Genomic DNA, 22,977 nt, shown 5'->3' on the forward strand with positions numbered 1-22,977 from the left:
CGCGCTCGTGCCCGGTCAGGCATCCGGGTCCTCCTTAAAGAAGATGCGGAAGAGCACAACGACAAAGAAAATCAACAAAAAGAGATAGATCGAGAGTGCCGTCGCATCAGCGTAGCGTTGATTCTGGATATAGGAGAAGAGGTAGAGCATCACCGTGCGACTGGCCCCCTCGGGCTGGCCGCCCGTGAGAATCTGCGGCCAGGTATAGTCTTGCAACCCCTGGATGATGCCGTAAACCAGCATAACGGCGATCACCGGGCGCAGGCGTGGCAGGGAGACAGTCCAGATCTTGCGCCAGAAGCCGGCCCCCTCGATCTCCGCCGCCTCAAAGTAGGAGCGTGGAATCCCCTGCAGGGCCGCCATGTAGGCCAGGCCAGCCACGCCCGGCCCCGCCACAACCACCGACGGGAAGACTAGCCAGAAGAGCACCTGATGGGGATCATTGAGAAAGGGCTGATGCGGTAGATGGAGGATCTCGGTGGCGATGTACTCCAGCAGACCGTACTGCTCATTGTAGAGATAGCGCCAGAGGATGCCATTGGCAATGACGCTGATCGGCAGGAACCACAGGATCATCATCCAGCGCATCAGGCGCGGCGGTAGCTCCATCAAGAAGATGGCGATCAGCAAGGGGAAGATGAAGGTCAGGGCCACCAACATGGTCCCATAGATAAAGGTCACACGAAAGGCCTGCCCAACCAGGGGATCGTTCCAGACCCGAAGGTAGCTCTCCAGCCCGGTAAAACGACTGGGCAGCATCGGCTGAGCGTCGGTGAAGCTGATCAGAAAGGCCATCAGCAACGGATACCAGCCCCAGACGAGCTGAAAGAGGGCTGCCGGCAACAGAAAGAGCCAGGTCTCCAGCCGACTGCGCCGCCGCAGGCGCTGGGCCTGGGCTGGCTGCTCCACTTCGCTCGCGCTCGCCGGGGCCGCCACTCCGGTAAGCGGTTCAGACATTGCTCTCGTACTTCCTTCCATAGAAGACGGGCCGCCGGGACCCCCTGGCTACGCTTCAGTCAGGGGAGAAAGGCGACTCCCTGCTTGCTGTCCGCAGAAGGTCGACCACTCGCTCCCTCCTCGTGCTGGTCAGGGCAAAGGCTCCGACCGCAAGGTCAGCTCAGCAACGGCTCCGCTCCGGCTGGCAGAGTCAAGGCCGGAGCGGACTGGCCAGGGCTGGCGGGACCGTCGGGGCCCGGCTCGCCAGCCCTGCCAGCCAGTACAGCGACACTGGCCCTGCGCAGGAGGCCGGGGAGGGTCGTCTGCTGCTTCCTCCGACAAGGGAACGGCCTGGCTTAGCCCCCCAGAGCCGGCAGAACCTTCTGCACATACCAGGGGTGGAAAAGTTCCGCCGAGTAGAGCGGGGCATATTTGGCCCAGAAGGCATCGAGATCGGCAAAGAACTTCTTCGCACTGGCAATGAAGGTATCCCTGGACAAACTGGAGGAGAGCGAGGCGAACTGTGCGTTCTGCACGTCCTGCAGCTTCATCAGTACTGTCGGGATGCTGTCCTGGGTGTAGGCCAGGCCCGAGTTGGCATCGTTCCAGGCGTCACCAGTCGGACCCGGATTCTGCTCCGCCGGGAAGTAGAGGCCGGGATCGGGGAGCTGGGGAATGGCGGCGGCGGCGTTGACGGCCTGCATCGTCAACTTGCCCCAGGCCTGTTCAGCAGTGCCCTTGATGCCGTAGTCGATCTGCAGCTTCGACATCGGCGGCACCTCCAGGAAGACATCTTTGAGGTCGTGGGTGACCCTGTAGATCTCCTGGCGCTGCTTGAGTAGTTCCTCGCCGATAATAAACTGCACCAGGAAGTCGAAGGCTTTGGCCAGAGCCGGCTTGTTGCGCTGCAGATGAGGATCGATGGAGCCGATGGCTGAGCCGGCCTGGGTGGCTCCGAAGGAGCCGAGGTAGCCGATGGGGTGCGAGATCCAGCCGACGACCTCCTCAAAGGGCTTACCCACTTTGACGGCAATGTTGATGGCGCTCGTCGGGTCGGTCACCGGGCGCGTGAAGAAGCCCGTATTGTTGGCCATCATGGCCACGTCGCCACGGGCAAAGGCCTGGGCCACGTCGCTGTCGCCGGTCGAGAGCGAGGAGGTAATCGATTTGTCGGTGAAGTACATGCCGCGCCAGTTCTCGATGACCTGCTCGTACTGGCTCAGCCAGGGCGTGAGGTTGTAGCGCCAGGGCCAGGCGTTGGAGGGCGTCGGCTCCAGACCCAGGGCGCCATAGCCGGTGGCGCCAGAGTTGAGACCATTGGCCTGCAGGCTCCGGTCGAAGACGTAGAATTGGAGGGCCGCCCCCTTCATCTTGGCGCTGGTCAGGGCCTTGGCCAGCTTGCGGAAATCGCTCCAGGTCCAGCCCGGCGTCGGCTCAACCAGCCCGCTCTGCTGAATCAGGTCACGGCGGAAATACATGCCGTCGCCGGCTCCGTAGCCGCCCGGGGTGCCGTAGTAACGCCCGTTGACCTTCCAGCTGCGGTAGACAGGTAGATAAATAGCGGTGAGCTGGCTCTCTAGCCTGGTGCTGACAACCAGATCGGTGACGTCCGCCGCCAGGCCGCGGGCGAAGGCGCTGCGCACGACATTGTTGATGAAAGAGCCAAGGATGTTGCCCTCGAACCAGGTCGGGGCCGTGCCGGCGGCAATGGCCTGGGTGACCGCGGACTGGCTCCAGATGTTGGTGTCGGTGTGCTTGATCTTGACGCCGGGATTCTTCTTGAGCCAGTCGGCCAGAGCGTCGGCGTAGGCTTTGAGGGTGACGTTCCCTTTCTGCTGCTCGGCAGTGGGCATGGCATCGCCCGGCCAGCCGTTGGTGAGAAAGGTGACGTTCACAACCGTGTTGGAGCTGCTCCCTCCACAGGCTGCGAGCAAGGCCCCACCCGCCAGGGCCACACTCCCCGCAGCAGCTGTGCGGAGCAGCTGCCGGCGCGTTAGCGTCCTCTCAGGCACGAGCAGCGGCTCTAGAAGGGTGCGCGTTTCGTGAGCCATAATCTCATCTCCTTCTTTGGAAGCTGGTGAATGCTCTGGGTCCATCCTTGTCGTCTTGCATCTGAAGCCCTGTGCTTTGCCTCGTCCTTGTCTGCCTTGCCTCCGTGGCCGAACACGCGGCCTCTCCTCGTGCGTCCTTCCAGCAATCTGCTCGCCTGCCATTGAGGCTGCCTTAGCTGTACATCAGTTCAACCGTGTGTACGGTCAAATTCTGGCCCAACTATACCTTCTTTGGTCGTGACTCAAGTCTCAGTTGTGGGATCGCTCCCATAACTCTATTGAGAGTGTACCTAACAAAAGGATCACTGTCAAGTTTTCGATGGTGCCATTCTACTCAGATTGCAAAGCCCGCTCAGAGCGCGGATCGAAGAGCAGCAGATGCTGCGGATCAAGTCCGATCTGCAGTACTGTCCCCTCTTCTGGCAGATCGCTCAGCTCTTCTGGCTCTGGCCAGACCGCCACGAGACAGGGAGCTGGCTGCTGCGTTGTCTGCAGTTCCAGGGTGACTTCAACTTCGCCAATGAGGGTCTCGACCGCCAGAGCGCGGGCCGAGGCACGCCAGAGCGAGGCCGTCGCCTCGACCTGTTCCAGTTCCCAGGGCGGCACGATCTCGCGCGGGCGCAGGCCCACGGTGATGGCCGCTTCCGGGTGCCTGGTCAGGACGTGCTGCCAGGCGGCGTCGAGCGGGAGGCGCAAGGAACCCAGCTGGCAGAGATAGCGCCCCTCTTCGTTGACAAGTCTGCCTTCCAGCAGGTTCATCGGTGGGTTGCCCAGAAAGCGGGCCACGAAGAGATTGGCGGGATGCTCTAGCAGCTCGCTGGGGCTGCCGATCTGTTGCAGGCGTCCTGCGGCCATGATGGCCAGGCGATCGGCCAGGGCCAGGGCCTCGCTCTGGTCATGGGTGACGTAGAGGCTGGGGACGCCACGCAGGCGGTGCACGGCCAGCACATCGCGTCGCGCTTGATGGCGCAGGCGCGCGTCGAGGTTGGCCAGTGGCTCATCGTAGAGAAAGACGTTGGCGTCGCGGGCCAGGATGCGGGCCAGGGCCACACGCTGCTGTTCGCCTCCGCTCAAGGTGTCGATGCCGCGCCGCAGCAGGGGCGTGAGCTGCAGCTTCTCGGCGGCCTCCAGGACACGGCGCTGGATTTCGTCCTTCGGGAGACGCCGATTCTCCAGGCCATAGGCGATGTTGCCGTAGACGTCCATGCTCGGGTAGAGGCCGTAGTCTTGAAAGACCATGCCGACGTTGCGCTGGCGCGGGCTGAGGTGGGTGATGTCTTCGCCGCCCAGCAGGATGCGCCCTTCGTCGGGCTGCTCCAGGCCACAGATGATGCGCAGGACGGTGGTCTTGCCGCTGCCCGATGGCCCGAGCAGGACGAAGAATTCGCCGTCTTCGATGCGAAAGCTGACGTGGTCGACGGCGCTCTGTCCGTCATAGCGCTTGACGAGATTCTGTACTTCGAGTGTGCTCACGCTCGCTCTTCCCTCTTCTTGCTGGCTTCGCTCGTCGCTGGTTGGCGTGACGGCTGCTCCACCTGCTCGCTCTCTGGCTCACCGACCACCGCTCTGGCGGGCTGGTCAGCGGCGATGGCGGGCATGTGGAGCAGGGCGCGCCCATCTTCGGGATCAAAGAGGTGGATTTTGCGCAGGTTGACGGCCAGCGGCACCTCGCGCCCGAGGTAGCTGCCGGGCAGGCGCGCTTTGAGGGTGGCCACGAAGTCGCGCGGGGCCGGCTCCAGGGTGCTCAGGTAGACGGTGCAGCCGCTGACGGTCGGCTCGATGACGTTGACGAGGCCGCGGACGGTGCTGTCTTCGCTGACGGCGAAGTCGGCCCGCCGTGGCGGCTGCAGGTGCTCGGGGCGGATGCCCAGGTTGAGGCGCCGGCCTGTGTAGGGGGCGACGCGCTCCTGAAATTCTGCTGGTACAGGCAGGCGAAAGGCCGGATGGGTCAGGAGCAGGCGCCCGTCGTGGTCGGGACGCTCGTCGGGACGGACCTCGACTTCGAAGAGGTTGATGCCCGGGGAGCCGATGAAGAAGGCGACAAACTGGTTGCAGGGCCGCTCGTAGAGGTCAAGGCCACTGCCGACCTGCTGCAGCTTGCCGTCGCGCATAACGGCGATGCGGTCGCCGAGGGCCATCGCCTCAGCCTGATCATGGGTGACGTAGACCGCCGGCTGCCCTTTCTGGCGGTGGAGGGTCAGGATGTCTTCGCGCGCCTGGTGGCGCAGCTGGGCGTCGAGGTTGGCCAGCGGCTCATCATAGAGATAGAGGGCGGCGTCGCGCACCAGGGCCCGCGCCAGGGCAACACGCTGCCGCTCGCCACCGCTGAGCTGGCGCGGCTTGCGCCCCAGCAGGTGCTCGATACGAAAGAGATGGGCCGCGTTGGTGACGCGCTCGCGGATGAGGCTGCGTGGGGCGTGACGGGCACGCAGGCCGTAGGCGATGTTTTCGAAAACGGTCAGGTGCGGGAAGATGGCGTAGTCTTGAAAGACCAGGGCAACGTTGCGGTCGCGTGGGCGGATGTCATTGACCAGGCGCTCGCCGAAGTAGATGCGTCCATCGCTGACCGGCTCCAGTCCAGCCAGCAGGCGCAGGGTGGTGGTTTTACCACAGCCGGAGGGTCCAACAAGGACGAAGAGTTCTCCCGGCTGAATGTGCAGGTTGAGGTCGTCGACGACAGTCCGCTCGCCGAAGCGTTTGATGAGATGCTCGATGACGATGCCTCCGCTGGCCGCTCCCATAGGCTTCTCCTTCTCTTGTTCCTCTTTGTGTACTGCGTGTGCTCCGCGTGCTTTGCTGCTTGCTCTGTCAGCCCGGCGTTAGCCTGGCTCTTTCCTTGCTGTCAGGGGCCACTCCACCACCCCCGGTTAGAAGAGAGCCGGCGGGCCAGGACTGTAGAGGAGGCGCTCGTCGTCGACGGCAAAGTAGAGGAGCTGCTCCCAGTCAGGCCGCAGGCTCTGCAGGCCACGGCTGTCGTCGGCCTCCTCCAGGGACAGGGAGACGGTGACGCGCTGCCCCAGCCAGTGACCGTGTACGAGGGCAATGCGCTCGGTGGGAATGCGCTCGCTATGGCTGATCTCCAGCGGCAGGCCGTCCGGCTGGTCGCGCAGCCAGTGCTCGGCGCGTACGCCCAGCCGCAGTGGACCCGATGGCAGGCGCCCAGCCAGCTCCTCGGGCAGTGGCCAGCTCTGCCCGGCGATGTGCAGATGGCCCTCTCTGAGCAGGGCAGGCAGGACGTTGAGCGGCGGGCTGCCAATGAAGGTGGCGACAAAGAGGTTGACGGGCGTGTAGTAGAGGTCGTCAAAGTTGCCCACTTGCTCGATACGCCCCGCGCGCATGACGGCCAGACGGTCACCCATGAAGATCGCTTCCTGCTGGTCATGGGTTACGTAGAGTGTGGTAACGTGGAAGGTACGGAGCAGTTTCTTGATCTCAATGCGCGTCTGCTCGCGCCGCTTGGCATCGAGGTTGACAATGGGTTCGTCCATGAGAAAGATGGTGGGGTCACGCACGATGCAGCGGGCAATGGCAACGCGCTGCTGCTCACCGCCACTGAGGGTCTCGGGAAAGCGGCCTAGCAGGTGCTGGAAGTCGACGCCCATGAGCTGGGCGGTGCGCCGGACACGCTCTTCCATCTGCTCGTGGGTGTAGGTGTGGTGCTCGAAATAGTAGGCCAGGTTCCCTTTGCTCTTCATGGCGGGGTAGAGGGCGTAGTCTTGAAAGACCATGCCGACGCCGCGGTCCTGGGGCTTGATCTCGGTCATGTCAAGGTCGCCGTAGTAGATGCGTCCGTGGGTGGGGAATTCAAGGCCGGCGACAACCTTGAGCAGGGTGCTCTTGCCACAGCCGGAGGGGCCGACGATGGCCAGCGTCTCGCCGTCGGCTACCTCCAGCGAGATGTCGCGTAGGGCCGGCTGGCGTCCCCCGGGACCGTCGTAGTCCTTGACGATGTGTTCGAGCCGCAGGCTGGTCATGCCTGTCTTCCTTCCTCCCTGAGCTTCCCGGTGCCGGCCCGGCCCGGCGCTGGCCGCACTCGTTCGGTCTCCCTCGCCATGAGGGCCGACTCCCGGCGATTCCTTTCTGTTCTCTTCTGCTCTATTCCAGGCCGCTTGCTGCGCTTGCCTGGCCTTCGCCTGACTTGCTCTCTGTGCTCGCGCTTCCTTCGCGCTCTTCCCGACCTTCCTCCGTTACCGGAGATTCTGTATTCTGTATTCTTTGTACGCGACTGGCAGCGGCCCGCTCTGGCCGCCTCGCGCTGGACCGATCCGGGTCTGTCTGGTCGCTGGGCCCATCAGCCGGCGCGTTGCTCCTCGCCCGAGACGGCGGGCGCGCTGGCGCTGGCCTGCACGGCTTGTCGGCAATAGCCGCAGGACTGGCGAATGATGAGGGCGGTGGGCAGGATGATCTGTACACGCTCGCGGCGATTGTGCTCCAGCTGGTCAAGGAGCAACTCGGCGGCGCAGGTGCCCATCTCCACGCAGGGCTGACGAATGGTGGTCAGCTCGGGAAAGATCATGGTTGTCTGCAGGAGATCGTCGAAGCCGACAATGGCCAGATCATCGGGGACCGTGAGGCCGCGCTCCTGGACAGCGCGCACGACGCCGGCGACCATCATGTCGTTGGATGAGAAGAGGGCGGTCGGCGGCTCCGGCAGGTCGAGAAAGCGCCGCGTCCAGGCGTAGCCGCTGGCGGGGGTCCAGTCGCCGTCACCGACAAGGGCCTCGTCGAAGGGGAGGCCGGCGGCGGCCAGGGCCTGACGGTAGCCTTCGAGGCGGGCGTGGGTGCAGACGTCTTTCGCCAGCCCTTTGAGCATGGCGATCCGCCGATGCCCCAGGGCGATCAGGTGCTCGACGGCTACACGCGCCGCCGCGACGTTGTCGACGTCTACGTATTGCAGGTCGCCATCGTCTTCGGGATCGTGCCCAACACGCACGTAGGGCATACCCGCTTCGCGCAGCATGGCGGCGCTGCGGTCCTGACGGTCGCTGCTGATGAGGATGACGCCGTCAAAATGCCGCCCGCGCAGAAGGCTGAAAAAGGTGGCCTCGTTCATGTCTTGCCGCCCGATGAAGAGCATCGGGGTGTAGCCCCGCTGTGCACAGACCTGGCTCACACCGCGCGCGATTTCGGCAAAGATGGGATTGCCAAAGAGATGATGGGCATTGTCGGGCAGGATTAACCCAATCAGGCGCGTCTTGCGCATGACGAGCTGCCGCGCCGCCGCCTGCGGCGCGTAGCCGTAGCTGTTGATGACCTCTTGCACTCGGTCCCTGACGCTCGGCCTGACGTTCGGTTGCCCGTTGAGCACTCGCGAGACTGTTGAGCGAGATACCCCGGCAATACGCGCAATATCCTCAATCGTTAATTGCGACATGAGCCAATCTGCGCACCTTCAGAGCGGTTACACGTTTACTTTTGGCTGCAGTTTCGTGTACAATACCTCGTGGGATCGCTCCCACGACTTGCTATGTGCAAGCTTACCTGATCCTCCTCCTTCCTGTCAAGGGGTGAGCTGCCTGCCTGTCTGTCTGCCTGATTGAGCGCCTTGCTGCTGGCTGCCTCCTCCAGGCTGAGGCCAGGGTCGCTCAGACGGGCGACAGGGCTGGGAGGAGGTGATCGGCATGGCTGAGGACAGGATGTCGGTACTATCGTACAAAGCCATTACGCATGGAAGGAGTCTCTTCATGGCAGAGCCGGTTCCTTTGCTTCCCTATAACCTGTACATGACTGAGCCGCCGCGCTTGCCGGTGCGAGGACCCGAGGATGAGGGGGGTCCCGATTATGTGGTGGAGGCGACGCTTGTGGAGCGCGGTGAGCGCCATGTCCGGCTCCAGGGGCGCACCCTCAGCGGCTCCCCTCTCTTGATCACGCTAAGCCTGGTGGCCGATGGGATCGTGCGTGTGCTGCTGGAGGAGGAGCCTGATCCGACGCGCGTCCGCCTGGCAGGCAAGCTGCCCCTTCCCCAGACTGCTGCGTCGCTGCTGGTCGAGGAGCAGGCAACAGGCCTGGCTCTGCTCTCCCCCTCGCTACGCCTGGAGGTCTCGCTGCGCCCCTTCGGCCTGCGCTTCCTCGATGCGGCTGGCCGCCCGCTGCTGACCCAGAATTATAGCGAGCTGACCAATGTGCGTATGAAGCTGACGATTCTCCCCTTCGGGCTGAGCCGCGTCAATGGTCAGCGCGTGGCTTTCCACGATACGTTTACGGCGGAACCCGATGAGCATTTCTTTGGGCTGGGCGAGAAGTTTACGGATTTCGATAAGCGCGGGCAGCGCATCACGACCTGGAATTGCGATTGCGGCGGAGCCTTCAGTGAGCGCGCCTATAAGAATGTGCCGTTCGTGGTCAGTTCGCGCAGGTACGGGATCTTTGTCGATAGTCCCTGCGCGGTCGATTTCGATCTGGTGGCCAGCAATACGGCGACCTTTACGCTGATTAGCCGCGATAGCGCTCTGGATTATTATGTGATCGCTGGGCCGGACCTGAAGACGATTATTACGCGCTATGCCTCGCTGGTGGGCTTTCCCATTCTGCCGCCGAAGTGGGCCTTGGGGACCTGGATTTCGTCGGGCTTCCAGCGCGATAGTCAGGCCGAGGTGCTGGCACGGGCCCGCTTGATCCGCGAGCATGAGATTCCTTGCGATGTGCTGCATCTCGATTGCTACTGGCAGCGCTTCGGGCGCTGGTCTGAAGTGCTGTGGGATGAGGAGCGCTTTCCCGCTCCGGCGGATCTGATCGCCCAGCTCAAGGCTGAGGGCTTTAAGGTCTGCCTGTGGATTCATCCCTATCTGGGAACGGCTAGCGAGCGCTTTGCCGAGGGGGCGGCACGCGGCTACTTTCTGAAAAATGCCGCCGGCGAGCCGTATGTGGCCGATCTGTGGGGCGGCTTTCATCCGCCGGTGGCGATGCTGGATGTGACGCACCCGGAGGCGGTGGCCTGGTTTCAGGGGCTGTTGCGCGAACAGTTGCGCCTGGGGGTCGATGTCTTTAAGACGGATTTCGGCGAGGGCATTCCGACAGATGTGGTGGCCTATAGCGGGATTGCAGGCGAACGCTTGCATAATTTGTATGCCCTGCTCTATAACGAGGCGGTGGCCGAGGTGACGGCGCGCGAGACGGGCCGCGCGGGCCTGGTCTGGGGCCGTTCGAGCTATGCCGGCGGCCAGCGCCATGCGGCTCAGTGGAGCGGCGACCCCAATGCGACTTTTACGGCCCTGGCTTCGACTTTGCGCGGTGGTCTGAGTATCGGGATGTGCGGCCATGCCTTCTGGAGCCACGATATCGGCGGCTTTACGGGCCAGCCTTCCCCTGAGCTGTATATCCGCTGGGCCCAGTTCGGCTTCTTTTCGCCACTGACACGCGCTCACGGCAATAGTTCGCGCCTCCCCTGGGACTTCGGCCCACAGGCCCTGGAGATCTTCCGCTCGTATGCCCGCCTGCGCTATCGCTTGCTGCCGTATATCTATACCTATGCCTGCATCGCTGCCCGTACCAGCCTGCCGCTGCTGCGGGCAATGGTGCTGGAGTTTCCCGATGATCCGGCAACTTATACGCTGGATCTGCAGTATATGTTCGGTTCGGAGCTGCTGGTAGCACCGCTTTATCGCACCGGTGGCGAGCGCCCGGTCTATCTGCCCTCCGGGACCTGGGTCGATTTCTGGAGCCGGACCGTGCTGCAGGGGCCGACGACTTTGCAGGTACAGGCACCTCTGGAGCAGCTTCCGCTCTATGTGCGCGCCAATGCGCTGATTCCGACAACAGAGCCGGCGCCGTTCGTGCGCGAGGAGCCGTTTGCGACGGTGCTCTTCGAGGCCTATTTGCTGCCGGAGGGAGCCGGGACGTTTACGCTCTGCGATCTGGATGGGGAGACGACGGTGTCGGCGCGCTTGCAGGGGTCAACGCTGGAGATCGAGGCGACGGGGGCCAAGCGCCGGCTGGGGCTGCGCCTGGTGAAGCTGGCCGGGCAGGCGCCCGTCGAGCGGGTACTGCTCAATGGCCGCCAGTGTGAGCGCTGGACGGGCGAGACGGGGCCCGACCTGGCAACGGCGCCGGTTTCGGCCTGGTTCCCTTTACCCGATGGAGGGATGCAGGTGACGATAGTCCTCTGAGATTCGTCCTGTCTGGCATCATACCCAGGAGGAGAAGCATGGAGGCCTTTCCACCGCTGAATCCGCGTGCACCTTTTATCTGGTACGGTGGCGACTATAATCCTGAGCAGTGGCCGCGCGCGCTCTGGGATGAGGATCTGCGCCTGATGCAGGAGTGCCGCTTCCGCGTGGCGACGGTGGGTGTCTTTAGCTGGACGGCGCTGCAGCCGGCGGAGGAGCGCTTCACTTTCGGCTGGCTCGATCAGGTGCTGGATAAGCTGGCGGCGGCGGGCTGCCGGGTCTGTCTGGCAACGCCCAGCGCGGCGCAGCCCGCCTGGTTGTCGCAGCGCTATCCCGAGGTGCTGCGCGCCGATCCGACGGGTCGCCGCCGCCATCATGGCTGGCGCGTCAATTATTGTCCGACCTCTCCGGTCTATCGCCGCCTGGCTGCCCAAATGGCGGCGAAGCTGGCCGAGCGCTACCATGCTCATCCGGCCCTGGTGGCCTGGCATGTCTCGAACGAGTATGCGCCGGCCTGCTATTGTGAGCAGTGCGCGGCCACCTTCCGTGAGTGGCTGCGCAGGCGCTACGGCAGCCTCGATGAACTCAATCGCCGCTGGTGGACGCGCTTCTGGAGCCATTCGTATACGGATTGGTCGCAGATTGAGCCTCCTTATGCGAACGGCGAGGGATCGATGCATGCCCTGACGCTGGATTATCGCCGTTTCCAGAATGAGATGTTGCTGGAGTGCTTTCAGCTGGAGCGCGAGGCGATCCGGCAGTTTTCGCGCGATGTGCCGATTACGACGAATCTGATGCGCTTCTATCGCGATCTCGATTATCGTCTCTGGGCGCGCGCGATGGATGTGGTGGCCTGGGATTGCTATCCGTCCGTTGAGGATGAGCCGCTCGATATTGCGCTGGCTCACGATCTGATGCGCAGTCTGCGCGATGGACAGCCGTTCTTGCTGATGGAGCAGTCGCCCAGTAGTCAGAATTGGCAGCCGTACAATACGTTGAAGCGGCCCGGGGTGCTGCGTCTGCAGAGCTATCAGGCGCTGGCTCACGGGGCGGAGTCGGTGATGTTCTTTCAGTGGCGGCGGAGTCGTGGCGGGATCGAGAAGCTGCATGGGGCGGTGATCGAGCACAGCGGGCGCAGCGATACGCGCGTCTTTGCGGAGGTGCGGGCACTGGGTCAGGAGCTGGAGCGCCTGGGTGGGCGCACGTTGGGCGGGGTGACGCCGGCTCAGGTGGGGCTGCTCTTCGATTGGGAAAATTGGTGGGCGCTGGAGGATTGCAGCGGGCCGACGCGCGAGAAGCGTTATCTGGAGACGCTGCGCGCTCATTATGCGCCGTTCTGGCGGCGCAATGTGCCGGTCGATCTGGTCTTTGGCGATTCGGATCTGGGGCGCTATCGCTTGCTGGTGGCGCCCCTTCTCTATCTGCTCAAGGAGGGGCTGGCCGAGCGCCTGACGGCCTTTGTGCAGGATGGGGGGACGCTGGTGACGACCTATCTGTCGGGGATGGTGGATGAGTGCGATCTGGCTTTCGAGGATGGTTATCCGGGGCCGCTGCGCCATGTGTTGGGGATCTGGAATGAGGAGATCGAGGCGCTGCCGCCAGGGCGGAGGAACCGGCTGGTGTTGAACGATGGGCGCGCTTTTGTCTGCGGTCATGTCTGTGCGCTGATCCACAGTGAGGGGGCCGAGGTGCTGGGGCGCTACGGCGAGGATTTTTATGCGGGGCGCCCGGCTCTGACGCGCCATCGCGTGGGAGAGGGCCAGGCGTTCTATCTGGCCTGCGAGCCGGAGGCGGCTTTTCTGGAGAGCTTCTACGGGGAGCTGCTGGCGGCACTGGGGATCACGCCGGTGCTGGAGACGCCGCCGGGCGTGGAGGCGACGCTGCGTCAGACGGCCCGCGAGCGTTTGCTTTTCGTGCTCAATCATGGGCGGGACCCGGCGACGGTCTCCCTGCCGTCGGGCCGCTGGTTTGAGGAGCTGCTGACAGGCCGCCGGCTGAGCGGCTCGCTGATGCTGGCCGGCCTGGAGGTGGCCATTCTGGCGGAGCCGCTCGCGTCTTAGCCTAGCTGGCGGGCAGGATCTTGAGGGCACCGCCGCGCTCGCCTGGCGGGGTGGCGGGTAGGGTGACGTGCAGGCCCTGGTCGTCGCGCGTCCAGGGCAGCGGGGCGTCGCCGCCGAGCAGGTGGATGGCGCCGATGTCCTGCGGGTAGTGGGAACTGCCGGCGGCCAGGGCCTGGATGCTGACCCTGCCCCCCTGCGGCCAGACGGGCAGCAGGGCGTAGAGGGTCTGGCCGCGGCGGGTGAAGCGCAGGTCTTGCCCGGTAAAGGCGGCCTGCTGGCTCTCGCTGAAGGCGCCGGCGGCGTTGGCGGTGGGACCTTCGCCGTGGAGGTGCCAGGGCTGGCTGTCGTAAATGGCTTCGCCGTTGATGGCCAGCCAGCGCCCCAGGCGGCGCAGGAGGTCGGCCTCCGGCTCGGGGATGCTGCCGTCGGCCCGCGGGCCGATGTTGAGCAGGAAGACGCCGTTTTTGCTGACGGTGTCGATGAGGTCGTCGAGCAGGGTACCGAAGGGCTTGTAGTCCTGGGCGGCGGTGTAGCCCCAGGAGTTGCGGGCGACGCTGGTGTCGGCCTGCCAGACGCGCGGGCTGATGGCGGGGCGGCGTCCGCGTTCGATGTCTTCGACGGCGCTCCCTTCGTCAAAGGCGCCTTCCTTGTAGGTGATGACAGCTTCCTGCCCCCAGTGGGCGGCGCGGTTGTAGTAGTAGGCGGCGAAGCGGGCCAGGTAGGGGCGGAAGGCGGGTCGCGAGATCCACCAGTCGAAGTAGATGAGGGCGGGCCGGTAGCGCTCGACCAGCTCGTAGAGCCGGGCCAGCCAGTCGGCGAGAAAGGCGGCATCGGGCGGCTCGTCTTCGGATCGCGCGGGACCGTAGAGGTCGGCGTACTGGGGGTCCTGGACGTCGCAGGGGATGGTTCTGCCGCCGTTGAAAAACCACCAGTGTTCGGCACGGTGCGAGGAGAGGCCAAAGGTGAGGCCGCGGGCGCGCACGGCGGCGGCCAGTTCGCCGATGAGGTCGCGCCGCGGTCCCATGTCGACGGCATTCCAGCGCGAGAAGCTGCAGCGGTACATGGCAAAGCCGTCATGATGCTCGGCGACGGGGACGACGAAGCGGGCGCCAGCTTCCTGACAGAGGGCGGCCCAGGCGTCGGGATCGAAGCGCTCGGCGCGGAAGTGGGGGAGGAAGTCTTTGTAGCCGAAGCGCTCGGGGGGGCCGTAGGTGGCCAGGTGGTGGCGGTAGGCCGGCGTGTCGGGCAGGTACATGTTGCGCGGGTACCATTCGTTGTCGTAGGCCGGGACGGCGTAGAGGCCCCAGTGGATGAAGATGCCGAAGCGCGCGGCGGCGTACCAGGCCGGTACGCGGTAGGCGCGCAGGGATGGCCAGTCGGGGAGAAATGGCCCGGCCTGGGCCAGGCGGTCGATGGCGTTGAGCGCTTCCTGCTGCTCGTAGCGCTGCTGTGGCTGTGGCTGTGGCACGGAGAGGCTCCTCCTTTCCGCTCTCTCTTGTTTGCCTCTCTTCTCGCTCGCTGGTCAGCAGCGAGAGAGGAGGCCAGCTAGAGGCGTATCTCCAGGGTCTGGCCGGCTTCGATCAGTACAGGTGGATCGAAGTGCCAGCGCTCGCCCTGGCGGCGGCCCGCAACGGGTATGCTGGCCAGCCAGATGGCCTGTTCGCCGGGTGGGGTGTGCTGGGCGCTGGCTCCGCCGGGCAGGGTCAGCTCGCGCAGGCTGAGCTGTCCCTCTTGGATGTGGAGCAGGGTCCGCCCTTCGCCGGCGCGGTATTCGATCTGGCCCCAGCAGCCGGGCAGGACCAGCGGCTGCCGCCAGTGGCCGTCGGCGGGCTGCAGGCGCGGCTGCAGGTGCAGGGCCTGGCGCGGGGCGTCGTAGCTGAGGCCGCCGAGGGCCAGCCAGGCCAGCCAGATGCTCAAGGCTCGATAGTAGTGGCCGCCGCACTCTTGATGGTCCCAGGTCTGGCCGGCGCGCTCGTAGCGCGTGTAGACCTCGTGGATGATCGTCAACCCTTCGCTGACGAGGCCTTCTAGCAGCAGCTGGATAGCAACGGCGTATTCGGTTCCCGACCAGACGGTCTCGGCCTGGTGGCGCGGGTCACCGAGGGTCCAGTGATCGGGTCGGTCGGCGCGCCTGCCGGGCGGGAGCATACCATTGACCAGGCCGCGCCCGGGGACAAAGTTGTAGCGATAGATGGCGCGCAGGGCCGACAGGATGTGCTCGCGCGGTAGAATATCCCCCAGGCCGAGCAGAGTGGCGTAGAGCTGGCCGCTGAGCTGGTCGGCCATACAGGACTGATTGCGCCGTCCGCTGCGTGGGTCGACCCACAGATCGTAGTATTCCCCGTTCCAGAGCAGGCGCTCCATGCTGGCCTGGCTCTCGGCAAACTGGCGCTCCAGGTCCTGGGCGTAGTCTTCGTCGCCGAGCAGGTGGGCCATCTGGGCCGTGGCCTTGAGGGCTGCCAGCCAGATCGACGACACATAAGCCGAGTAGCCGATGAAGTCCCAGGTATCGTACGTCTGCGAGGAGATGGCCGTCTCTGCGGGGGCGTGGTCGTAGTGGTAGGGCAGGCCGACCTTGAGTTCGTCGATGCGGCGGGCGTGCTCCATCGCCGCCTTGACCGCTGGCCAGAGCCGTTCGAGGGCGGCGCGGTTGGCCGTCCAGCGGTAGTCACGCCAGACCTGGAGGGCGAACTTGGGCATCAGGTCGACCATGTGGTAGGCGTCGACGACGGCGAAGCTGCCGGGAAAGAGGTGCGGGATGCGTCCGCTGGCATCCAGGTCGGTTTCGGCGGCCACTTCGCGGTAGAGGGCCTGGCGACGCTGGGGATCGCGGGCCAGCTCGGGATCGCTTTCGATGCGCTGCCAGACCTGCGCCCGGTTGGAGGCGAAGGCTAAGAAATACTCGTCGTAGCGTGGCGAGGCAGGGGTGAGCTGGAAATCGGCGGTCATCTGGAGCTGGCGCTCTTCCAGTTCGGGGAAGAAGAGGGCCACGGCGTGGGAGCCGTAGTACGAGACGTCGAGGGTCTGCAGGCCGCAGCAGCCCAGGCCCTCCCAGATGCCAAAGCGCCCGTCGCGCACCAGCCAGGAGGATTTGACGAGGGTGGTGAGCTGGGCATTGATGGCATCGGCCAGCCAGTCGGGGACAGAGGCGCCGTACTGCAGGTCGTGAAAGGCGCGCGTGCGGGCGTAGAGGGCCGCCCGGGCCTCGGCGACGTAGCGGGCCACGTCGAGGGCGTCGCTGAACCAGCTTTCGTAGCGGTGGCCGAGGTCGTCACCGACGTTCTCGCCGCGGTGGTTGGGAAAGTACCAGGTCAGGACAAAGGTCAGGTCGCGCTCGCTCCAGGGGGCCAGCTCGACGATGGGGCTGCTGATGGCGGCGCGCGTCGGACGGTTGGCGCGGGTGTTAAAGAGCTGCGGGGCGCGCTCGCTGAGGAGGCGCGCCAGGGCACCTAGCTCGCTGAGACGGGCGCTGGCCTGGACGGGATCGCGCTGCAGCTCGGGCCGCTCCCGACGCTCGTGCTCGTACTGGGCGCGCTCGGCGGACGTCAGATTGAGTTCGAGCAGCAAGGCCCAGCGCCAGCGCGGATCTTGGTAGTGGATGGGGTCGGCGGCGATGCGCTCCTGCAGCTCGCGCCGGTCGGGGACGAGGGCACTGTCGACCATGCCGCGCAGCAGGCTGGGCAGTTGCCAGTAGGCGCTGGCCGGGTCGAGTCCTTCGCGGACGATGCGCTCCAGCAGGGCGCGCAGGGGGTCGCCGCCCACTGGATCAGGGACAAACTGGCCGCCGCTCGCCCAGCTCTGCCAGGCATTGAGGTCGCCGACGTCGCGCAGCTCGGTCACGAGGTCGGCCTCGTCCTCTAGCAGGGCGAAGACGAGCGAGCCGCGCGCCAGGGGATGATCGACGGGCAGGTCGTCGGCGCTGAAGACGAGGGCCCTCAGTCCAGGTGCCCGCTCGCTGCGCGTCTGGGGTTGGCCGGCTCCCTGGCTGAGGGCCTCCAGGCTAAAGATCTGCGGGAGGAGGCCGAGCAGGGAGACCTCGACGGCTTCGGGGCCGGGATTGCTGAGGTGGAAGGTGAAGAAGGCCGCCGGCAGGGCCGAGTGTTTGACATCTCCCGGCACGAAACTGGACCAGGCTTCGAGGCTGACGGCCAGCGGCAGGGCCGGGTCACGATAGTCCAGCCAGGCACAGGGGAATTCGCCGCGAAAGTCGATCTCCTGGACGCTTTCGACGTACGACAGGGTGTAGGTGAAGCGCGCTTCGCTCTCGCTGCGCTCGCGCAGGATGCGCACGACCGCCGGCTCTGCCGCACTGCCCTCAGCCGCGATGCGCCTGCGTCGGGCACGGATGGCGAAGAGGGTGTCGCCAGGACGGACGGGCGAGGCGATCGGCGGACTCCAGGGGGCGCCGCCCCCGCTCCAGGGCGGATTGTTGAAGATCTGCCATTCGTGCAGGGCGCCGTCAGCGCGGATCTCGATGCTGCCGGTGCCCAGTCCTCCCAGGGGGATACCAGAGAGCGGGGCCCCCCCCCGCCTGCTTGGCGTGCGAGCTGCTTTCATGGCTGCGTTCGTTGCTCCTCTTGCTCCTGTGACACTGACAAGACGGGACCAGCGGCACGCCGGTCCTGTTAGGTCGGGTTGGTCTGCCGTTGGGCTCCGGTTGGGTCAGCGAGCGCCGTGCTGGCTGGCGTCCGGCCCAAAACGGTACTGCGGCTGGGGAGGCGCCGGCTGGAAGGCGCTCAACTCTTCGATCTCGGCCCGCAGCCCACCGAGGGCCGCCGCCAGGACGGCGCGGACATGCGTTTCGAGGACGGCGGGCGAGCAGTCGACGCGGGCATTGAGTAGCCAGACAGCCCCTTCGGGCGGCAGATGGTCGCTGCGCGCGTCCCAGCTCATGGCCGCCGGCCCGGGGCCACACAGGCTGGCTTTGATCAGGCGTCCCTGGGCCTGCTCCTGCTGGCCGGCCACCGCTGCCACGGGATCGAGGGCCAGGGGCCCGTCTGGCTCGGCGCTGAGGAGGGGTCGCAGGGCCTGCGGGGCTACGAGCAGCTTGATATGGGCAATGGCCAGCCCGGCACGCGCCAGCCGCTCCTGAAGCTGGCTGAGCAGAGCAGTGGCCCAGGCCAGCACCTGGCCCGCTTCGCCGTTGGTGGCTCCGATCGGATGAGAGGGCCGCAGGCGACCGCGGGCGTTGAGCCAGCCCAGCCGCGCTTCGGCCCGCGCATAGCGCTGGTAGTCGAGGTCATCCAGGCGGTGGGCTTCGGCCTCGCTGACGCGGGCAGTGTTGACGTCCTGCAGCAGATTATCGAGCCAGAGGGCTACGCTCTCGCGCCGGCGCGCCGTCATGGGCAGAACCGGCACCCCAGGACAGTAGGCCCGCAGCCAGTTGCGCAAAAAGAGCTGCTCATCGCTGCTGAGCAGGTCACTTTTGTTGATCAGCAGGAGATCGCCCTCTTCGATCTGACGGGCGAAGAGATAGGCGACATCATCGTTGAGCAGGCTCAGGTCGCCGTGCCGGATCAGGTGGGAGAGACGCGGACCGTCGACGACGATGCTCAGGCAGGCCGGACGGTAGCGCTCGCGGTAGAAGTGCAGCAGGGGCAGAATGACGGTGGCCTGCAGGTCGGTACAGCTCCCAACCGGCTCGGCCAGGATGACCTGCGGCTCGATGCGCCTCTCCAGGGCGGCGATGGCCTCTAGCAGGTCGCTGAAGCGGCAGCAGAAACAGCCCGCGGTGACCTCGGCAACAGCCTCGCCCGGCCAGTCGGCGGCGGCCAGGGCGGTGTCGACGAGTTCGCGCCCCTGGTCGTTGGTGACCAGGGCCACGCGCAGGCCGCGCTGACGCAGAATGGCGGCAGCCTGGAGCAGGAGGGTGGTCTTGCCCGCTCCCAGAAAGCCACCGGCGATGATCAGCTTGGGCCTGGTTTCGTGCACTACGCTCCTCTTTCGTTGGTGAAGCGGCAGCTACTCCTTCTGCTGGACAGGTCAGACGTTCAGCGCGGGCCGGCAGGTTGCCCGCCACCGCGCGCGCTCTAGAGGAAAGGGTACCAGAGGGGCCTTCGCCCTGTCAAGTGGGAACGCTCCCAGGCTTGCCACTCCTCAGCTCAGGATGATCGCGAACTGAGGGGATGATCCGCCCCGCTCTCTGGGCGTCAGCAGTTGCTCAAAGGAATCTGACTGCGGCGTGGAGGCCCGGTAGCGCTGTGTGGTCAGCATTTCATAGAGAAGCCAGAGTTCATGCAGCCGCTCCTTGAGAGGCTCAGAGCCATGCCAGAGGGTGACCGGATTATAGCTTGCCGTTGCCTCCGCGGCCCAGACAACTGGATCTTCTCCAGTCCCTCATTCCTTGTGCATGCTATAGTAGCACGATCGCCCTCTCCGGAGCAGTTGCATCGTAGTATCCCTCCCCTATCTGGAGTTACCAAGAAGCGTTAGCAACGGTTCCTCGGATCAACGTGAGCCGGCCCTCGTTGGCTTCCTTAGATAGACAAGATACCAGAGGATAGGAGCACCATCAAACTCGCCAGGTTGCAAACTTCCTCCGCAACGCCAGGATGGTTGCCACGGATCGAGGGCTGTGGCAGCCAGTTATGGAGGTAAGGAGAAGGCAACGGGCCCTGAAAATAGCTGAGGAACATTCACCATTGGCGGAACCCTGGAACATTCCCCAAGGCCAGGCTCGCCAGTCAGCCTCAGTCTTCATCAAGGGGGAAGCAGGCACAGAGGACAGGACCAAAAAGGACACAGCGACAGGCCCGGGAGGGCGTCGTGAAGGGGGTTACGACGCCTGCCCGGCACCTGTCGCCGCGCCCGGATCAGAAGAGGGCGCTACAAAGAAGGGCAAAATGAAACAGGAGAGAGGTATCTGGTAAAAGAACCGCTCACAGCTTGTGCACACGAGGCGCAGCGAGGTATGACCAGACCTCGCCTGATCAGAGCCGGGCCGTGGCCCGGACCCAGCCGGTCACCTCTCTGCCGCGCCAGCCAGAACACTGCCCCGCCTCGCTCAGAGAATGCACCACGGCTCACCATCGAGCTGCGGGTAGTCGCGCTGATGGATGCGCTCCGCGCAGGAGGCGCAACAGGCAGTGAAAGCGATTGATGCATATTCAAGCACCTTGTGCAGACAGAGGTCGCTGACGATGCGCAACTGCCATTTTTCGGGCAAATAGCAATACTCGCGAGTCACGTAGTCGCGCAGTTCCTGGGCCAGCTGAGCGGGCATGCGCAGGCCGTAGCGATGCTCCGTCAGACGGCCACAAATACAGCGGTCACCGGGGCGCGGACCGAAAGAGGGGGTCGCGCGATCCTGGGAAGGCGGCTGACCGATGGTGCCGCCGGGTACGGCGCTCTCGCTCTGCTCCGACATAGTCTGCTTGCTCCTTCTTGCGCTCTTCGCTTAGCCAGCGCAGACACCGTCTCCTAGGGAGACGGGTCAGCCTGGCCCTGGCCGGTAAAGCGGTAACGGGGGCGGCGCCGGCCAGGCCGGCAGCCAGAGCCGGGCGCCCTGGTGCCCCAACTCCCGAGAACCAGAGAGCACTGGCGCCCTCAGCCCTGCTACCTGGTGGCCGGGCCGGGTCAGCCGCCCGCCCTGCCTCCCTGCTTCTTCTCCTGCTCATCCTGCTGCGTCCTTGATGCTGCGGGCAGCGGATCTGGCCAGCTTGACGACCTGCCCCGCCCGCGAGCGGGGAGCTGCCGCGGACGACCCTGCTCCGCGTGGCGCTGCGCTGCGCTCTGCTGCTCCCTCCCGCTGTCGCGGCGCCGGTGCCAGGGCCAGGGGTTCAGGGCCGGCCCAGGACAGCGAGCAGGCCAGACAGGCAGAGAGACAGGCAGCTCACCAACCGTTCACAGGGCCACGCTGCGACCCCGACGGCCCGCCCGCAAGAAGCGCGAGAGGCGAGCGGGCCGGGGGTGATGGCTCGCAGGAAAGGAGCGTCGGTACGCGACCACGATCCGCCCGGTATCCCTCCGGGCCTGTCGCTGGCTACGCCTTACGCCGCTCGCACCCACCAGAACGGCCTCGGAGCAGACCGCTCGTCAGTCCGCCCCGGCCTGGCCGGGCTCGGTTCACTGCAACCAGGACCGGGACAAACCGATAGGGCTACCCCCGCGGGCCGCCACAAGGGCAAGCCGGCTACAGGTGCATCCAGTTGAGCAAGGAAGAATCTCAAGGAAAGGCAATGAACCGGGAACGTCCCCCGCGCTGACGGGTGGGTGGGCGCAACGTCCCGCCTGCTCGTCACTCTCTGCGCACCAACCCCAGCCCGGCAGCCGCCGGCGTGAGCGAGGACGGCAGCAGACGAAAGCGATACAGAAGATCGCGCTCGCCGCCGCGGGCTTCCCGATACCAAATCTGCACCTCCACTGGTACGATCACAAAGCGCTTCAGCCGCCGGCAGTGCGCGAGCAGTTGATAAGGCCAGCAATATTCTCCTACCAGCGCCGCTGGCTGGCTGAAACCCGCTCGTCTCGGATAGACGATCTCTAGTTCGTATCCCATAGCTCACGGTGCTCTTAAGTTCATTGTACTCGCAGGCCAATAGCAATGAATCGGTGTTCTTGATGCATCTTTAGTCACCATAATGGCTCATCGAGACTCTGACCATCCTCTCCAGGTTCTCTCTCTGCCGCACTCCCCTCCAGCCGACGCTGGATACGCCGCGCTCCTATCCGCAGGATCTCTTGCCCCTCGCGCTCAACCACAATGGTGAAGGGATCAAAGGCCGGCTCGCCACTGAGCTCCCTGAGTATCCGCGCAACACAGCGCTCGCAGGCCGCTGGCAGCAGGAAGAGATCCCCGCCCTCTTCGCGATAACAGATCACCAGGTACGGCTCCCTCTTCCTCCCTTCCCTCCCAACCGGCGGCAGGTTCATCGCTCACCTCCGAGTTCTTTGAGATCCCCCGACCACCACCCCCTTGGGAAAGTATACCATTACGCATCTAGGTAATCAATACCTATCTATCATCATGCTTTAATTACACCGTGTAATCACAACCTATTAATCTATATGTTTTGTTTACCCGGCTAGTATGAATCGGGAGCCTTCATTATACTGATCACAAAGGTTGGATCGCACTGGTACAATTGCGCGATTAAATCAATACCTGGTGATTGCACTGAGAAAGCGAATCCATGTATCGTCTTCGAGTTAAAGATGTCCTAAAGGAGCGGGGAGTCACCCAGAGCTGGCTGGCGCGTAATACGAAAGTCAACGAGTCGATGATCAGGCGGATGGTTCATGACCCCAACTACATGCCTTCCGCAGCGACACTGGCTCAGGTGGCTAAGGCCCTGCATGTCCCAATGGAGGAGCTTCTAGAAGAGATTCCTGATCCGCCTCCACCTTTCCTCCAGCAAGAAAGTAGCGAGCAGAAGCAATAGAGGGTCTAGGGCAGTGCTTTGCAAGGCAGACATTGGAAGCATTCTCGACAAGCAGCCCTATGAGAGTAGAAAACAAGAGTAAGAGAAATGTATCGCCTAAGAGTTAAAGAGGTCTTAAAAGAGAAAGGCGTCACACAAACATGGCTCGCACGGCACACAAAGCTCACAGAAACAATGGTAAGGCGACTGGTACGTGATCCCTCGTATCTCCCCTCAATAGCCACGATGGCACAGGTAGCGAAAGCGCTGCAGGTGTCTATCGATGATCTCATCGAAGAAATTCCAGATCCGCCACTGCCATTCACGCGTAGGAGTCAAGAAGAAGAAGAGTAGGCATAGCATCTTTCTCCTTTCTTGGGGGCAGTGATCGTTAGCACAGCAGCGCGCCTGGCCTGCGGCTCACATCCGCTGACCAGGCGCGCCATATGCAAAACTCGGAGGTAAC

16 protein-coding genes are annotated in these 22,977 nt (G+C 64.5%); 4 read left to right on the forward strand and 12 right to left on the reverse strand.

Features of this window, described 5'->3' with window-relative positions; all coding sequences use genetic code 11:
- Positions 1–15: 15 nt before the first annotated feature.
- The 6 genes from N688_RS16470 to N688_RS16495 all read right to left on the reverse strand — a co-directional run bounded on the left by N688_RS16470 (position 16) and on the right by N688_RS16495 (position 8,361).
- On the reverse strand, positions 16–957 hold the full coding sequence (locus tag N688_RS16470; protein ID WP_052890302.1) for a carbohydrate ABC transporter permease: 942 nt from the start codon (positions 955–957) through the stop codon (positions 16–18).
- A 335-nt stretch (positions 958–1,292) separates the two neighbouring features.
- A complete protein-coding gene (locus N688_RS16475) occupies positions 1,293–2,987 on the reverse strand; it encodes an ABC transporter substrate-binding protein (protein WP_052890303.1) in 1,695 nt (564 codons plus the stop codon).
- Between the two features lie 330 nt (positions 2,988–3,317).
- Positions 3,318–4,460, reverse strand: coding sequence for an ABC transporter ATP-binding protein (locus tag N688_RS16480; RefSeq protein WP_052890304.1), 1,143 nt, complete (start codon positions 4,458–4,460; stop codon positions 3,318–3,320).
- Entirely contained in the window at positions 4,457–5,728 is a 1,272-nt protein-coding gene (locus tag N688_RS16485) for an ABC transporter ATP-binding protein (protein ID WP_052890305.1), read from the reverse strand. Before N688_RS16485 ends, N688_RS16480 begins: the two co-directional genes overlap by 4 nt.
- A gap of 126 nt (positions 5,729–5,854) precedes the next feature.
- Positions 5,855–6,961, reverse strand: a complete 1,107-nt coding sequence (locus N688_RS16490; protein WP_052890306.1) for an ABC transporter ATP-binding protein — start codon at positions 6,959–6,961, stop codon at positions 5,855–5,857.
- 317 nt (positions 6,962–7,278) lie between these two features.
- On the reverse strand, positions 7,279–8,361 hold the full coding sequence (locus N688_RS16495; RefSeq protein ID WP_052890307.1) for a LacI family DNA-binding transcriptional regulator: 1,083 nt from the start codon (positions 8,359–8,361) through the stop codon (positions 7,279–7,281).
- A 310-nt stretch (positions 8,362–8,671) separates the two neighbouring features.
- On the opposite strand from N688_RS16495, the gene N688_RS16500 reads away from it, so the two are divergent.
- Both N688_RS16500 and N688_RS16505 read left to right on the forward strand, forming a co-directional pair.
- Entirely contained in the window at positions 8,672–11,092 is a 2,421-nt protein-coding gene (locus N688_RS16500; RefSeq protein ID WP_081838935.1) for a TIM-barrel domain-containing protein, read from the forward strand.
- A 38-nt stretch (positions 11,093–11,130) separates the two neighbouring features.
- The gene (locus tag N688_RS16505) at positions 11,131–13,152 is read left to right on the forward strand and encodes a beta-galactosidase (RefSeq protein ID WP_052890308.1); all 2,022 of its coding nucleotides are present in this window, start codon (positions 11,131–11,133) and stop codon (positions 13,150–13,152) included.
- Between the two features lies 1 nt (position 13,153).
- On the opposite strand, the gene N688_RS16510 is transcribed toward N688_RS16505, so the two are convergent.
- From N688_RS16510 to N688_RS16540, 6 genes are all read right to left on the reverse strand, one after another.
- Positions 13,154–14,620 (reverse strand): alpha-L-fucosidase, encoded by a 1,467-nt coding sequence (locus N688_RS16510; protein WP_202901945.1) that lies wholly within the window; start codon positions 14,618–14,620, stop codon positions 13,154–13,156.
- Between the two features lie 77 nt (positions 14,621–14,697).
- Positions 14,698–17,709 (reverse strand): GH116 family glycosyl hydrolase, encoded by a 3,012-nt coding sequence (locus tag N688_RS16515; protein ID WP_052890309.1) that lies wholly within the window; start codon positions 17,707–17,709, stop codon positions 14,698–14,700.
- A 105-nt stretch (positions 17,710–17,814) separates the two neighbouring features.
- Positions 17,815–19,083, reverse strand: coding sequence for a GTP-binding protein (locus tag N688_RS16520; protein ID WP_052890310.1), 1,269 nt, complete (start codon positions 19,081–19,083; stop codon positions 17,815–17,817).
- 1,072 nt (positions 19,084–20,155) lie between these two features.
- On the reverse strand, positions 20,156–20,518 hold the full coding sequence (locus N688_RS16530; protein ID WP_052890312.1) for a hypothetical protein: 363 nt from the start codon (positions 20,516–20,518) through the stop codon (positions 20,156–20,158).
- 870 nt (positions 20,519–21,388) lie between these two features.
- Positions 21,389–21,649, reverse strand: a complete 261-nt coding sequence (locus N688_RS16535; RefSeq protein ID WP_052890313.1) for a hypothetical protein — start codon at positions 21,647–21,649, stop codon at positions 21,389–21,391.
- 74 nt (positions 21,650–21,723) lie between these two features.
- Complete coding sequence (locus tag N688_RS16540) at positions 21,724–21,972, reverse strand: hypothetical protein (RefSeq protein ID WP_052890314.1); 249 nt, start codon at positions 21,970–21,972, stop codon at positions 21,724–21,726.
- 311 nt (positions 21,973–22,283) lie between these two features.
- On the opposite strand from N688_RS16540, the gene N688_RS16545 reads away from it, so the two are divergent.
- The gene (locus N688_RS16545; RefSeq protein ID WP_052890315.1) at positions 22,284–22,532 is read left to right on the forward strand and encodes a helix-turn-helix domain-containing protein; all 249 of its coding nucleotides are present in this window, start codon (positions 22,284–22,286) and stop codon (positions 22,530–22,532) included.
- A gap of 87 nt (positions 22,533–22,619) precedes the next feature.
- Entirely contained in the window at positions 22,620–22,865 is a 246-nt protein-coding gene (locus N688_RS24060) for a helix-turn-helix domain-containing protein (RefSeq protein WP_081838937.1), read from the forward strand.
- Positions 22,866–22,977 lie beyond the last annotated feature (112 nt).

It is taken from the genome of Thermogemmatispora carboxidivorans, from assembly GCF_000702505.1.
Taxonomy (GTDB): Bacteria; Chloroflexota; Ktedonobacteria; order Ktedonobacterales; family Ktedonobacteraceae; genus Thermogemmatispora; species Thermogemmatispora carboxidivorans.

Bases quoted from the DNA above. Each gene is read 5' to 3' on its own strand.
- N688_RS16515 (WP_052890309.1), bottom strand. From the start codon at position 17,709: ATGAAAGCAGCTCGCACGCCAAGCAGGCGGGGGGGGGCCCCGCTCTCT.
- N688_RS16490 (WP_052890306.1), bottom strand. From the start codon at position 6,961: ATGACCAGCCTGCGGCTCGAACACATCGTCAAGGACTACGACGGTCCC.
- N688_RS24060 (WP_081838937.1), top strand. From the start codon at position 22,620: ATGTATCGCCTAAGAGTTAAAGAGGTCTTAAAAGAGAAAGGCGTCACA.
- N688_RS16495 (WP_052890307.1), bottom strand. From the start codon at position 8,361: ATGTCGCAATTAACGATTGAGGATATTGCGCGTATTGCCGGGGTATCT.
- N688_RS16545 (WP_052890315.1), top strand. From the start codon at position 22,284: ATGTATCGTCTTCGAGTTAAAGATGTCCTAAAGGAGCGGGGAGTCACC.
- N688_RS16485 (WP_052890305.1), bottom strand. From the start codon at position 5,728: ATGGGAGCGGCCAGCGGAGGCATCGTCATCGAGCATCTCATCAAACGC.
- N688_RS16535 (WP_052890313.1), bottom strand. From the start codon at position 21,649: ATGGGATACGAACTAGAGATCGTCTATCCGAGACGAGCGGGTTTCAGC.
- N688_RS16475 (WP_052890303.1), bottom strand. From the start codon at position 2,987: ATGGCTCACGAAACGCGCACCCTTCTAGAGCCGCTGCTCGTGCCTGAG.
- N688_RS16505 (WP_052890308.1), top strand. From the start codon at position 11,131: ATGGAGGCCTTTCCACCGCTGAATCCGCGTGCACCTTTTATCTGGTAC.
- N688_RS16470 (WP_052890302.1), bottom strand. From the start codon at position 957: ATGTCTGAACCGCTTACCGGAGTGGCGGCCCCGGCGAGCGCGAGCGAA.
- N688_RS16530 (WP_052890312.1), bottom strand. From the start codon at position 20,518: ATGTCGGAGCAGAGCGAGAGCGCCGTACCCGGCGGCACCATCGGTCAG.
- N688_RS16500 (WP_081838935.1), top strand. From the start codon at position 8,672: ATGGCAGAGCCGGTTCCTTTGCTTCCCTATAACCTGTACATGACTGAG.